The organism is Pseudoalteromonas sp. GB43, from assembly GCF_054923805.1.
In genome coordinates, this window is sequence record NZ_JBPCHJ010000002.1 from 336,095 (window position 1) to 349,948 (window position 13,854).

At 39.1% G+C, this 13,854-nt stretch carries 10 protein-coding genes and 1 pseudogene; 5 read left to right on the forward strand and 6 right to left on the reverse strand.

Annotated elements, in window-relative coordinates:
* Positions 1 to 2: 2 nt before the first annotated feature.
* The 3 genes from ACRWSG_RS18895 to ACRWSG_RS18905 are packed head-to-tail and all read right to left on the reverse strand — an operon-like array spanning position 3 to position 2,103.
* A complete protein-coding gene (locus tag ACRWSG_RS18895; RefSeq protein ID WP_294408326.1) occupies positions 3 to 1,064 on the reverse strand; it encodes a fatty acid desaturase family protein in 1,062 nt (353 codons plus the stop codon).
* Positions 1,061 to 1,411, reverse strand: a complete 351-nt coding sequence (locus ACRWSG_RS18900; RefSeq protein WP_462167186.1) for a 2Fe-2S iron-sulfur cluster-binding protein — start codon at positions 1,409 to 1,411, stop codon at positions 1,061 to 1,063. The genes ACRWSG_RS18895 and ACRWSG_RS18900 overlap by 4 nt, the downstream gene beginning before the upstream one ends.
* Positions 1,387 to 2,103, reverse strand: coding sequence for an FAD-binding oxidoreductase (locus tag ACRWSG_RS18905; RefSeq protein ID WP_462167187.1), 717 nt, complete (start codon positions 2,101 to 2,103; stop codon positions 1,387 to 1,389). The genes ACRWSG_RS18900 and ACRWSG_RS18905 overlap by 25 nt, the downstream gene beginning before the upstream one ends.
* A gap of 323 nt (positions 2,104 to 2,426) precedes the next feature.
* On the opposite strand from ACRWSG_RS18905, the gene ACRWSG_RS18910 reads away from it, so the two are divergent.
* From ACRWSG_RS18910 to ACRWSG_RS18930, 5 genes and pseudogenes are all read left to right on the forward strand, one after another.
* Positions 2,427 to 3,410: a response regulator gene (locus ACRWSG_RS18910; RefSeq protein ID WP_462167188.1), complete on the forward strand. Its 984-nt coding sequence runs from the start codon at positions 2,427 to 2,429 to the stop codon at positions 3,408 to 3,410.
* 13 nt (positions 3,411 to 3,423) lie between these two features.
* On the forward strand, positions 3,424 to 4,542 hold the full coding sequence (locus ACRWSG_RS18915; RefSeq protein ID WP_462167540.1) for a putative bifunctional diguanylate cyclase/phosphodiesterase: 1,119 nt from the start codon (positions 3,424 to 3,426) through the stop codon (positions 4,540 to 4,542).
* An 87-nt stretch (positions 4,543 to 4,629) separates the two neighbouring features.
* Positions 4,630 to 5,897, forward strand: a pseudogene (locus tag ACRWSG_RS18920) (ABC transporter substrate-binding protein).
* A 9-nt stretch (positions 5,898 to 5,906) separates the two neighbouring features.
* Positions 5,907 to 8,168 (forward strand): ATP-binding protein, encoded by a 2,262-nt coding sequence (locus ACRWSG_RS18925; RefSeq protein WP_462167190.1) that lies wholly within the window; start codon positions 5,907 to 5,909, stop codon positions 8,166 to 8,168.
* Between the two features lie 17 nt (positions 8,169 to 8,185).
* Positions 8,186 to 11,650: an ATP-binding protein gene (locus ACRWSG_RS18930; RefSeq protein ID WP_462167191.1), complete on the forward strand. Its 3,465-nt coding sequence runs from the start codon at positions 8,186 to 8,188 to the stop codon at positions 11,648 to 11,650.
* Between the two features lie 296 nt (positions 11,651 to 11,946).
* Here the strand turns inward: ACRWSG_RS18930 and ACRWSG_RS18935 are convergent, their stop codons facing one another.
* The 3 genes from ACRWSG_RS18935 to ACRWSG_RS18945 are packed head-to-tail and all read right to left on the reverse strand — an operon-like array spanning position 11,947 to position 13,854.
* Positions 11,947 to 12,363 (reverse strand): YbaN family protein, encoded by a 417-nt coding sequence (locus tag ACRWSG_RS18935; protein ID WP_462167192.1) that lies wholly within the window; start codon positions 12,361 to 12,363, stop codon positions 11,947 to 11,949.
* Between the two features lie 13 nt (positions 12,364 to 12,376).
* Positions 12,377 to 12,982, reverse strand: coding sequence for a biliverdin-producing heme oxygenase (locus ACRWSG_RS18940; protein WP_462167193.1), 606 nt, complete (start codon positions 12,980 to 12,982; stop codon positions 12,377 to 12,379).
* A gap of 23 nt (positions 12,983 to 13,005) precedes the next feature.
* Positions 13,006 to 13,854 carry an energy transducer TonB family protein gene (locus ACRWSG_RS18945; protein ID WP_462167195.1) on the reverse strand — a complete coding sequence of 283 codons (849 nt, stop codon included), beginning with the start codon at positions 13,852 to 13,854 and terminating at the stop codon, positions 13,006 to 13,008.

Here is a 13,854-nt window from a genome sequence, read left to right on the forward strand (position 1 = left end):
AATTAAGGAAAAGAGTAGCGCACAATTCGTTTTACAACAGAAAAGTACTGGCGAAAGAAGCCGCCGGTATTGTAGTGGATGCCGTGCTCTTTAAAGATAGCTTGCACCTTAGGGGCAATTTCGCGGTAGCGTTTTGCGGGTAAATCTGGGAATAAGTGATGTTCTATTTGATAGCTCAAGTGCCCAGTCATTACATGAAACAGGTTACCCCCTTTGATATTTGATGAGCCTAACGCTTGGCGGTAATACCACTGGCCTTGTGATTCATTTTCGCAGTCTTGTTGGCTAAATGTTTCAACTTCACCGGTAAAGTGCCCACAAAAGATAATGGTTGAGGTCCATAGGTTACGTAATAAATTAGCCGCTAGGTTGCCCGCCAAAACCCACAAAAATAAAGGCCCAGCAAGCATTGGAAAGAGCAGATAGTCTTTCACTAGCTGGCGTGCACCTTTACTAAAAAAGCGCTTTTTCAGTTCGCTGTGCGATACTTTGTAATCACGGTCATCTTTTTTCTTGCCAAAAAATACGCGCTCGGCTGCCATTTCATGGTACGACACACCCCATTGGAACAGCACACTGAGTAATAGGTAAGTGACAAATTGCCACAGGTTTTTTATCCGCCAACGAAAGTCATTCGATAAGCGTAATAATCCATAACCGAAGTCGCGATCTTTACCAATAATATTGGTATAGGTGTGGTGCTCGTAGTTGTGAACGCGGTTCCAGCTAGCCCCATCGCACGCTATATCCCACTCGTAAGACCTTGAATTTATGTATTTATCATTCATCCAATCGTATTGGCCATGCATCACATTGTGGCCAATTTCCATGTTATCGAGGATTTTTGCAGTGGCTAAACTAAGCACACCCACGAGCCATAAAACAGGCTGAATAAAGCCTAGCATTAATAGAATTCGGCCACTCCATTCAAACACTCGCTGGCAAACAATAACGCGGCGAATGTATTTCGCGTCTTGCTCACCGAGTTTTGATTTTACATCTGCTTTAACGCTATCGAGTTGAGCTGCTAATTTTTCATAATTGACTGTTTTTGTTGTGTTCATGCTGATAACTCCACGTCACTGACTGGTTGCGATATACAAAGTTGAATTAACTGCTCTGAGCTATCAGAGAGCTCACCGGTGCGAATATCACGTACGACGCCTTGCTTTTTAACGCATTGGCATTGATGGCAAATTCCCATACCACAGCCAACTGTTACAGGTTGCTTATTCGCTTGTAAGTGGGTCAGTAAGGTTTGTTGGTTATCAATCGTGAATGTTTTGCCCTGATGAGTGAGTGTTAAATCGTGCTTATCAGAGGTTACTAAAACAGCAGGGACTGCACTGAAATGCTCACTGTCTATCGGCGTATTTAGTTGCTTAGCTAAAGCGGCTGCTTGCTTATACAAAGCAGCTGGACGCACACTAACCAGTGTTTATGCGCGTTTGTTGTCAGCCATGTCGTCGCATCGCCATCTTTGTTGCGCTCAAGTAAGTGATAATCAAAATTGCTCAGTGATTGCTTTAGTTGATCAAGCTCATCTTTAAGCCAGTGGCTGTTTGGCTTTGCATAATAAAGCAGGGTAATCGTTTGTTTGCTGTATGTAGGTAAAGATTTAAGCATGGCTATAAATGGCGTAATGCCTGAGCCACCGGCAAGCATGATTAAAGATCGCGCGGTATTTGGCATAACAAACTGGCCTTTAGGCTCAGAAATATTAAGCCATTGCCCTGGCCTCAAGTTTGTTAGCTTTGATGTAAATGCGCCGATTTCTTGGCTGCGGATCAATAAACGAATTTGTCGCTGCTGCCTTGCCAATTGCGGTTCGCTTGCGATGGTAAATACACGCGTTAGCAATCGTCCATTTGTTTGGATTGTTAACGCAATGTGCTGGCCTGCTTGATGAACTGGCCATGTTTTTTCTGGCTCAATAATCAACTCAACGCTTTGTTCAGCAAACACCTGTACATGTTTTACTTGTGCACGAAAGTAGTCTTCGCGCCAGCCTGGTTTAAAGCACTGAACCACCGGCTCCCAGTATCCTGCCCATGACTGATGATGAAATAAATGTTTTGATAATGAATTTAATAACGCTCTCATTTCCCGCCTTTAGCTTACAAGTGTACGCTCACTTGGCGAACAAGTGTAAGCTGAAATGTGATAATTGCAAGTCTAATTTGAGTAATTATTCTAAAAAGCAGTTGACCAAGGTTTTTAAAAGCGGCATCGAAGCAAGACTATTTAGAGTAAGGCCAAGCAAAGCGCTCTTTTAGCTAGTTAAAAGGAATTGGCTTTGGCTTAGAAAGTTAAAGCAGTTAATGAAAATGGATTTAATTTTAATTTTTCTAATGAAAAAGTGTTGCCGCTTTTTTGATTTTCGAACTATGTTTAATCAGGTACAAATACGTAGTAGAGGGAAAAAGATGGTCGATAATTGCACTATTCTTATCATTGATGATGAAGAGATTAACACTTTACAACTTGAACACGCACTAGAAGATGTTGGTAACATAATCACCTTAAACGACAGTACCCAAGCACTGGAGTTAATCCATAAAGCAAAACCTGATGTTTTGTTACTTGATTTAGAAATGCCAAAAATTAGTGGCTTTGATATTTTACAAGAACTTCAATTCAACCCAGTGTTTGAACAGCTACGAATTATTGTTATTACTTCACATGGTGATCCACAAATTGAAGAATCAGCATTGTCTTTAGGCGCAATCGATTTTATTTCTAAACCTCTGAACTTAAAGTTATGTCGATTGCGAATAGAAAATCACGTTAAAGTTAAAGCGCAAGAGAATATTTTACAAAATACCCAAGCTGCTTTATTTGCTGAAAAAGAGCATTTACGTATCACGATTGATTCGATAGCAGACGGCGTTATTTCAACGGATCAACATGCCCAAATTACTTATATGAACCCTGTAGCGCAAAGGCTTACGGGCTGGTCTCAAACTGCTGCAAAGGGTCGTCATATTGAAGAGGTGATGAAATTAGCTGACTCCACAACAAAAACACCTTCAATAAATCCACTTACTGTTGCTCTAAAGGAAAACCGCCCTGTGGCGATGGCAATAAACACGCAACTAACGAGTAAACAAGGGGTTGAACACCGAGTTGAAGATAGCGCAGCACCAATTTTAAATGAAAAAAAACAACAATGCGGTGCTGTTATGGTTTTTCAAGATGTTAGTGAAACGCTCGCTATGTCGGTTCAAATGACGTACTTGTCACATCATGATCAACTAACCTCACTACCAAACCGCGTATTACTGCATGATAGATTAACTCAAGGTATTGCCAGAGCCTCTTTTAATGACACTAAGCTAAGTTTATTACTGCTCGATTTGGACAAATTTAAGTTTATAAATGATGCGTTAAGGCCATCATATTGGAGATGAAATTATTGCTCATATTGGCCACTCTTTAGATTGCTTTGCTTGTAACGATATTACAGTTGCACGTGTCGGGGGGGATGAATTTGCGCTTGTTGTCCCTCATGAGTCACATTCTTTGAGTCTAGAGCCTTTGATAAATCAAGTGCTTAATGTAATTAGTAAGCCATTTCGCTCTGGTGGCGAACAACATATTCTTTCTGCAAGCTTAGGCATAAGTGTTTACCCTGATGATGCTAATTGTGTTGAAGAAATGCTTCGCCATGCAGACTCCGCTATGTATAAGGCAAAGAACGAAGCGGCAAATAGTTATTGCTATTTCAGCACAGACTTACAGGTTGAAATGAATAAACGCCTTGATGTAGGTAATAAGTTAAGAAAAGCCCTCGAAAATAACGCCCTTGATGTGCACTATCAACCTAAATACGATTTACGTAGTGGCGAAATGGTTGGCGTAGAAAGTTTAGTTCGTTTAAGTGATGATGAGGGCGGGTTTATATCACCACTGAATTTTATTGAGTATGCTGAAGAAACGGGCTTAATTTTTAGGTTAGGCGAGCAAGTTTTAGAAAAAAGCTGTATTAGTGCAAAACGCTGGTTAGATGCAGGTGTGCCGACAAAAGTGGCCGTAAATATTTCCGCTAAACAGTTTACCGACTCAAAACTTGTAGACACAGTCGCGATGATTCTAGAGAAAACTCAGCTACCGAGTAAATATTTAGAGTTAGAAGTGACAGAGTCAGCGCTAATTGAAAACTATGAGTATGCGGTCAACCAACTTAAATTAATTGCCAATATGAAAGTAAGTATTGCCCTTGATGATTTTGGTACAGGGTATTCTAGCTTGTCGTATCTAAGGCTGTTTCCTTTAAATGTATTGAAAATAGATCAGTCCTTTGTACGTGATATGCTAACTGATTCGCAAGCGCTTGATATTGTTTCAACGATTATTGAACTTGCGCACTCTCTTAATCTTCAAATTGTTGCTGAAGGAATAGAAACGGCTGAGCAAAAAAACAAACTAGATGAGTTGGGCTGTGCCACTGGGCAAGGCTATTTGCTTGGTAAGCCAATGAATTATGAAAGCCTAACGCAATTGCTTTTACCTTCGTTGCACAATAACGACCAGTATGTTTGAGCTTAAGTTCATCTTTTTTATGTCTTTTGAATCAATTTTTGAAATTTATTCTACACTTTAAAAACTATAAATTCGTTGGAACTTCAAATGACTAACTCAGTTGACCGTCGGCGTTTTCTTAAAGGTTTAGGAGCTGGCGCGGCCGTCTCTACTCTTGCATTTAAAGCACCTTATGTTTTTGCTAAAAATAAAGTCACATTAAGGGTGCTTGGCACACATGTTACATTGCAAGAAGAACTCAGAAGCAGGGCAATGCGTGAATTAGGCATTAACCTAGAGTTTACGCCAATGGGAAGCGCCGCCGTTTTACAAAAAGCAGCAGCAAATCCAAGTTCATTTGATTTGTACGAACAATGGTCAGACTCAATTAATATTTTATGGCAAGCGGGGGCAATTCAGCCTATTGATATAGATAGACTTGTTTATTGGGATGAAATAAACCCATTAACAAAAACCGGAAAAATAGTCCCTGAAGCTAAGCTTGGCGCGGGCGACTCTCCTAATAAACTGCTTTATGTTCAAGACGACGGTACGCTATCGCAAACTCCGAGCAAAGCAATTAGCTTTATGCCTTATGTTCATAATGTTGACTCATTCGGATACAACACCCAAGTGATAGAGCAAGGGATCCCTTATCAAACTGAATCATGGGCTTGGTTACTTGATGAAAAACACAAAGGAAAAGTTGCGCTAGTAAACGCCCCTACAATAGGTATCTTTGATGCGACCTTGCTGCGCAGGGTCAGGGACTAATGACTTTTAATGACATGGGCGATATGAGTATTGCCGAAATTGATCAACTTTTTGCTATTTTATTAGAAAAAAAACGACAAGGGCATTTTTCTGGCTTTTGGACATCGGTTCCACAATCGGTGGACTTTATGAAAACAAAACGAGTAAACATCCAAAGTATGTTCTCGCCAGGGGTGAGTGCTTGTCGTGGAGCAGGCATTCCCGTGGTTTATGCATCTCCAAAAGAAGGCTACCGAGCTTGGCATGGTGTTATGTGCTTATCAGCCAATACACAAGGGCATGTAAAAGATGCAGCATACGATTATATGAATTGGTGGTTATCTGGTTATCCAGGAGCTTTTATCGCAAGGCAAGGGTACTACATTTCAAACCCAGAGCGAAGCCAGCCCTTAATGTCAAAGCCGGAGTGGAGTTATTGGTATGAGGGTAAAGAAGCCGTTGTAGATTTACGCGGTACCGATGAAAAGGTATCTGTAAAAGCGGGTCAAAAGCGTGATGGTGGTAGCTATATTCAGCGATTTTCAAATATCGCAGTATGGAATACTGTGATGCCTAATTACGATTACAGCTTAGATAAATGGTTTGAATTGTTAAATTCATAAGGGCTTAGATTGCTTAACATCTTTTCTAAATCAATTGCTGCAAAGATGTCGCTGGCGCTGCTGCTATTATTATTAGCATTGAGTGCTAGTTTTTTTGTAATGGATAAGCGATTAAAAACCATAGAAACGGCATTTATAGAGATTAGCCGTATCAGTAATTATGCGGTGAGTATCTTAAGAATAAATAAAGACATTGTAGAGATGCAGCGTGATATTTCTGTGTACGGCAACTCAGGGAGTAAGTCTGTTTTTAATAAAATAGAAGATAACTTTCAAAGTATAAAAAAACGTTTAGGTAATATAAATTTTAATCAAAATGAAGCAAACAGTCAGGTTTACTTAGATTCGATGTCTGAGCTTTTGAGTCGATACGATGAGAACCTAGCAGTACTTACAAAACGCTATGAGGTCAGGGCACATTTAATCTATCAGGTGTTACCAAGTATCTACACTAATGCGATAGCAGAACTTGAAAAGTTGAAATCAAAGAGCATCAATACAGAAGATAAATTAAGTATCGCAGAGCTCACTAATCTATGGCATTCAATGCATCATGATGCGTATCAATTTTTATCGAAGAAAGACTATTCAAAAAGGGCTAAAGTGAATACTACACTGCGCTTGCTTAATCAAAAACTACAAGTGCTTCAAGGTCCTGCGATAACATTCGATAAAATGTCCCAGTTTACTGCTAATTATCAGCAGCAATTCTCTAAAAGTATTCAAGCTAACCGTCATTACTTAAGTTTAGTCAATGTGGTTATGGCAGGTGATGCTATCGAATTTAGTACCTTATCAAACCAGCTAAGAGAGCTTTCTTTATCGAGATTAAAACAAATTAAATCGGAGGCTGAAAAAACAGTTTCAAATTCTGAGCGTATTTTAAAGCTCCTTGCGATCGGTGTTGTTATTTATATTGTGGCTTTTGCAATTGCGTTTCATTTGCAAATTTCGCATGCAATTAAGCGCCTTACCGTTAGTTTTAAATACTTTTTGAGTGGTGACCTTTCGGCCAAAATTTATGATTTAAATCGCAAAGATGAAATTGGTGTTTTAGCGAATGCAGCAGAACGATTCAGGGTTTTAAGTAAAGACCTTGCAGATGCAAAGCAATCAGCTGAGCGTACAGCGAAAGTAAAATCTGAATTCTTAGCAAATATGAGTCATGAGATCAGAACTCCTATGAATGGTGTTTTAGGTATGGCTCGGCAGCTAAGTCGCACACCATTATCGGCAGAGCAAGCAAAGATGCTCAATATCATTAAATCATCAGGTGCAAGTTTACTGGTTATTATTAACGATATTTTAGATTTGAGTAAAATTGAGGCTGCTAAAGTAGAGCTTGAGTCAGGTCCAATTGAATTAAGCTCCTTGTTGAACGAGTTAACGCATTTATTTTCGCAACAAGCTGAAAATAAAGGTATTGAGTTATTTATTACGACAACGCCAGAGCTCACCGACTTTATATTTTTAGGTGATGAAACTCGGCTCAAACAAGTACTCATTAATTTATTAGGCAATGCAATTAAGTTCACTCATCGTGGTAGCGTGTTACTCAACGTCATTATTGAAGAAGTAGTGAATGATGAGTTTAAAGTAACTTTTAGTGTATCTGACACGGGTATTGGCATTGCCAATGAACAGCTAGATTCTTTGTTTGACGCTTTCTCTCAAGCAGATGCTTCTATTACTCGTCGCTTCGGTGGCACTGGGCTTGGCCTGACTATCTCAAGCAAGTTGTTACATTTGATGAATTCGTCATTAAAAGTAGAAAGTGAACCTGATAAAGGCTCTATGTTTTATTTTGAGCTTAATGTTACCCGAACATTCATAACCCCTGCTATTAGTGAAAGCCTTCTGGAAGAGAGTAGCGAAAAGTCCATTGATTTTTCCCATGTAACTGCACTGGTGGTTGAAGACAATGATATTAACCAAGTGGTAATCGAGTCTATGCTGGCTGAGTTTAATATAAAGTCGATCAGTTTAGCTGATGATGGGGAACAGGCCATAGCACAATGTGAAATAGGGGCGTTTGATATTATTTTTATGGATATGCAAATGCCGGTATTGGGTGTCCCTGAGGCAACATTGAAAATTAGAAAACTACCTGCCTATAAGCACACACCCATAGTGGCATTAACCGCAAATGTGCTTGCAGCAGACAAACAGCGATGCTTTGAAGCGGGTATGAACGACTTTATTGGCAAGCCAATTAAGTTCGAAAACTTAAAACGTGTTTTGGTTAAGTGGTGCTCTCAGCATCACCAATAAACTAACAAGGAAGCAATGTGAACAGTCTCAATATAGATAATAAAAGCACAATGTCATCTAAAACGTTTTTGTTATTTGTTTCATTAATTTTTAGCGTTTTTGCTGCCATCGCAGTCTACTTTTTCGAGGGGCATGTTAAACGGGATGCGTTAAACTCAATTGATCAAGAGTTTACAGAGACAAACCAGCGTTTAAAGAAAATACTCACATCTTCAATATTGCAGTCGAAATCTGATTTACGATTTTTATATTCAACGCCCCCTATAGCTGGCCTACCTCGGGCTCATTTTAATGATGGAATTGACCCCTACGATGGTACAACCTATCAGCAATGGAAGGAGCGGCTTGAAACCATTTTTATAGGCTTTATGGAGAACAACCTTGCGGTTGAACAGCTGCGCATAATAGCTGTGAGCGCAGAAGGAAAAGAGTTAATTCGTGTGCAACGTGTTGGCGCTTCAGTAGAAGCTGTACCTGACTATTCTTTACAAGCGAAAAGCGCAGAACCTTATTTTTTGCCAAGTTCATTATTAGAAGTGAACCAAATATACATGTCGCCTATGTCGCTAAACAAAGAGTTTGGCGAGGTAGTGTTTCCTTACAAACCCATGTTGCGTTTTTCTATACCCATATACAGTGATAAAGGAAAGCGATTTGCTTTTTTAATCATGAATGTAAATGCCACCCCATTAATACAGAAGCTAAAAGAAACTATTTTTGATTATTCTCAGTTAGTGATCAGCAGTTCAGAGGGAGATTTTATTTATCACCCTTATGAAGGGTATCAATTCACGAGAGACTTAGATCCGTCTATTACATGGCAGTCAGTGTACGATCAGCCTGTTCAGCACCAAGGGCTATATTTAGTCACTGCAACTTCACCAACAACTCAGCAGTTTTATGTTCATTCAGAAAAAGTACAAACAAGACCAGGTAAAAGTTATGGCTTTATCAATTTTAATCTTTTAGTGGCTAAGCAATACGTTGATAAAGTAATAAATGAAAAGCGGGTCATGACCTATAGCTTATTAATTTTGATAATTCTTTTTACGGGGGTATTACTGTTAACGTTTTACCGAAACGCAAACCGGAGCCAGTTACTAGCAGAGGCTAGAAGAGAAGCGTCAGCTATCGTTGAAGGGTCGATAGATGCCATTGTTGGTTTAAATCTAGAAGGTAAATTGACAAGTTTAAATAAAACAGCTGAAAACCTATTAATGTTGGCAAGTTCGATGTCGATAGGAAAAGCGAGTAAAGATATTGATTTTTTGGCCCGATTACCTATTCCTGATTACATTGCGGATATTCAAAACTCAAAAACACAAATCAAAGATGAATGCAGTATTTCTGAAAACGGTGTGGTGAATTATTTCGCTATTTCGGTCAGCCCTGTTTTTTCGGATCAGCGCGTTTTAATCGGGGTTGCATTGATTATTAGAGATATTAGCAAAGAACAAGAAGCTGCGAATAAAGTTAAACGTTTAAATTCGGAGCTTGAGGCAAAAGTAAGGCAAAGAACTCAAGCACTTGCTGAAGCTAAAGATGAAGCAATAAAGCACAGCGATATCAAAAGCGCATTTATATCTAATATCAGTCATGAACTACGCACGCCATTAAATGGAGTGATTGGCACGTTGAATATTTTAAAACGTCAAACATTGCCCGATAATGCCCGTAAGCTTGTAGATATGATGGAGTTAAGTGCTTCAAATTTAAGGCTATTAATAAATGATATTTTAGATTTATCTAAAATTGAGTCGGGTAAACTCGATTTAAACATTCAAAAAATCAAACCTCAATTACTGATCGAAAGTTTAGTCGAGTCATGCTCTGTGAGGGCTTTTGATAAAGGTCTTGATGTTTATTTAGATACGAGCGGGCTGGCTTGTTACGAAGTTAAGACTGATCCTCTTAGGCTTACTCAGATCATTAATAATTTGATTAGTAATGCGATTAAGTTTACAGAGCAAGGCTTTATCAAAGTAACGGCATCATCTGAGCAGGTTTCTAATACAGAGCATACCTTAAAAATTACCGTGCAAGATACGGGGATAGGAATAGAGTTAAATACTCAACGTCATTTATTTGATGCATTTCAACAAGCTAATAGTTCTATAGCCGACAACTATGGCGGAACAGGGCTTGGTTTATCAATATGCAAACAGCTGTGTAATATAATGAATGGTGATATTGCAGTTAATTCTGCAATTAATGAAGGGAGCGCATTTAGCTTTTACATTAAAGTTGGGAGTAGCCAAGCCCCAAAACCAGATGTTTCAGACTATTATAATCATAAACGTATTTTATTGATTAGTAACAACTCGCAATGCCATGATGTGATGCAAAAGTTACTAAAAGTATATGGGGCTGATGTTAAAGTTAGCGACATAAACACACTTGCTGATGAACATACAAGCAATGTTGATTATGTTTTTATTGATTATGAAAGTATTCAAGCGATAAACCCTCAATCACTGGTAAATAGCCTCGCGAATACATTAGAACAAGGCCGTATAATTTTACTGCATCTACCAGCTAACCCCCTTCCAAAGGCGCTCGTTACAAAAGTTACATCCCTTAATAAACCAATTACACAAACTAATTTATTGAGAGTTGCAGGTTTTGAAGTATCAGAAAATGAGCCACTTTATTTGCTGAGTGAAAACAGAACGACAGAAAATGACATAACAGCAGATGTTTTAACCCAACTTAAAGGCTGCCGAATATTAATTGTGGATGACAATGATATAAATATTGAAGTTGCACTTGGCGCCTTAGATGGATTGCCTATAGAGGTTATTACTGCTCAAAATGGTCAAGAAGCGCTGGAAATTTTATTAAATTCTAAAGCGAGTAACGAAGTTATTCATTGTATTTTAATGGACTGCCAAATGCCGGTTCTCAATGGTTATGAAGTGTGTGAAAAAATCCGAGCCGCAGAGGCTGGTCAGTACTATGCACAAATTCCCATCATAGCAATGACGGCAAGTGCTATGGCTGGTGAGAAGGAAAAGTGTATTGCAGTTGGAATGAGTGATTATGTTAGTAAACCTATCCAAGCTCACGAAGTTCAGTCAAAAGTTGTTAAGTGGTCTTTATCGAATTACGAGGGAGATTCGCTAAGTACTGAACAAAGTAATTTAGAGCCTCTTTGGGATCGTGAGCAAGCATTGGTTAGACTTTTAAATAAAGAAGCCTTATTAATCAAAATATGCGAGATGTTCATTACTAAAGCGCCGCTAAGGCTTAAAGAATTGCAAAGCCAAATTAATGCTAAAGATAGTGAGCAAGTTCGTCAGGTTGCACATGCCTTAAAGGGGATGTGCGGAGAAATAAGTGCCAGTCACTTGAGAAGTTTATTCGCTGACGTTGAAAAAAAAGCGAGCCAAGGCAATTTAAACCTTGAGAAAACTATTATAGAAATAGAGCAAATACTTACCCAGCTTATTACTGATATCACTCAATGGTTAGAAGAAAATTAGTTTATGTTTCATTCAAAGAGCAATTTAAAAATAAACACAATTTTACGATATCGAATTATACCAATTCGCTTAATAAAGTGGTCTATTTTGAGGCAATAAAACCTCGTTGATAACAAGGCAAAAATTTCGTTATTCAGTTGTGCTCGGCAATTGCCTCTTGATTGCTCTACCTTCTGCATCCATGCGCTCGTAAAGCAGAAATTTTTAACGCAGATCGTGGGTTTAATCCCTTAAAATGATTAAGTATTATTGCAGATTAGTATTAGCTGTAACTTTAAACAGCTAACGTGAGTTTCTTACTCATTTGCAACCGAATTTGATAAGACATACCAAGCTGACAATAGTATAAACAAAGCGACTGTTGTTGTAAGCGGCCACGCTGGTGACGCACCAAGATAAAATAATATGAAGCCTATTGCCATCCCCACACAGGCAATACATTTAACTTTACGCGAAATCGCGCCATATTGTTGCCAGTTTCTTAATGTTGGTCCGTAATGGCGATGATTTAAAAGCCAGGCTTCGAACCGCGATGAGGAGCGCCCAAAGCAATAAACAGCAACAATTAAAAAAACAGTCGTAGGCATCACGGGTAGAATCGCACCTATAATTCCAAGCCCTGTAAAAATTAAACCTGTGAGAAAGAATAGTACTTTCAGTACTTTGGAACCTTCAGTCATTCCGTGTGCGTTTTTTATTTTGTTGCTGCTCATTTTTATTTTTGGCTTATGCAAATGTTTTATCGACTAGCTCACGAACAAACGAAAATGCTTGTTGAGCAGCAATAAGCGCATTTTTTCTTTGTAAATCATCAAGCTCTATTTTATTGATTGAATTAGAAAACTGTTGCCATGCAGCACCGCGGCCTTGCTCGGCTGGTGCTAAATGTCTAGCGCCAAATGTCTCTGATAAATCAATACGTTTGGCGGCTTTTAATAAATATTCTGCACCGAGATTTGAGCCTTCAACTACATACAACCACGCTAAGCCTTGTTCAAATGAGAATGTGTGCTTATCAGCGTATTGCTTACGAATTTCATCGGCCTGCTGCTTAAATAATAAATCGCATAAATCATCGTACACAGCATCTAAGCGCTGCATACCTGCAAGCCCTGCAATGCAATCTTGAAACCTCTTATCATGATATAAAGGGGCGACCGTAATATGAAATGCTAGCTGTACTTGTAAAAACAATGCATAGCGTTCAATGCTTGAAAAAGGCCTTTTAGTCATAATCGCTTTATCTAAACCATCATGAATAGAAGATGTTTCTGCTTTAAACTGGGCTGTTAAAGTGTTCTCTTTAATTGTTTCCATATCCAATGAAGACATGATTAACTCCGTGTAGCTAATATTTAATTTATAAAAAATTCAACAGGTAAGGTGAGCGTTAATGTAGTACCTGCTATTTCGTCTGGGGGTAAGGGTAATGGTTCTGCACGTTTGACCAGAGCAAGTACCTCTTCATCAAGGGATGACACACCGCTTGCTCTAAATAAAGAGACTGCAATTACTTGGCCTTCTCGATCCATTGTAAATTTGACCCAAGGTACGCCTTGCTGACGTTTCAGTTTTGCCATTCGAGGATAGCGTTTACGTCTTTCAAGGTGAGCTGATAATTGCATTTGCCAGCGCTGCTTAGCCTCAGCTTGTTGCTTGCTAAATACATTACTTACTGGGCCTGTACGCTGTTCTGCTGGGGCTGCATCAATTGATTTTGGTGCAGTTGTCTGTGCAACAGCGCTGTCGTTCTGGGAATTTTGTTTTGTCTGTTCAACTTTCTCTTTAACAGGCTTAGCGTCATCAACAGCTGTTTCTTGCACTTTTTCAACTTTAGCTACTTTGGGTTTTTTAGTTACTTTAGGCTTTGTAATTTTAATTTCAGACTGCTTGGCGATAAGCTCTGGTTGCTCGACTTTAGGCTGTTCTTTTGGTTTGGGTTTAGGCTTACTCTCAGCTGAGGATTGACTTGCCATCTGTTGTTCAGGCCCCTCAGGTAGTGCATTTTTGGGTACTTTAGGTGCGGCTACCATACTAATGACGACGGCATCAGGCATTGCGGCATTTGCAGTTTGTGTTATTGCAACTGCTGGGCTCATAATAAAGTAAGCTGCAACCAATAGATGAACAACTAATACTGTTGAAACACAGAGTAACTGTAATTTACGATAGCCTGTTCTAAGCGTTGGCTGGCCAGCTATCAT

Bases quoted from the DNA above. Each gene is read 5' to 3' on its own strand.
- ACRWSG_RS18945 (WP_462167195.1), bottom strand. From the start codon at position 13,854: ATGATAGCTGGCCAGCCAACGCTTAGAACAGGCTATCGTAAATTACAG.
- ACRWSG_RS18895 (WP_294408326.1), bottom strand. From the start codon at position 1,064: ATGAACACAACAAAAACAGTCAATTATGAAAAATTAGCAGCTCAACTC.
- ACRWSG_RS18905 (WP_462167187.1), bottom strand. From the start codon at position 2,103: ATGAGAGCGTTATTAAATTCATTATCAAAACATTTATTTCATCATCAG.
- ACRWSG_RS18935 (WP_462167192.1), bottom strand. From the start codon at position 12,363: ATGAGCAGCAACAAAATAAAAAACGCACACGGAATGACTGAAGGTTCC.
- ACRWSG_RS18910 (WP_462167188.1), top strand. From the start codon at position 2,427: ATGGTCGATAATTGCACTATTCTTATCATTGATGATGAAGAGATTAAC.
- ACRWSG_RS18940 (WP_462167193.1), bottom strand. From the start codon at position 12,982: ATGTCTTCATTGGATATGGAAACAATTAAAGAGAACACTTTAACAGCC.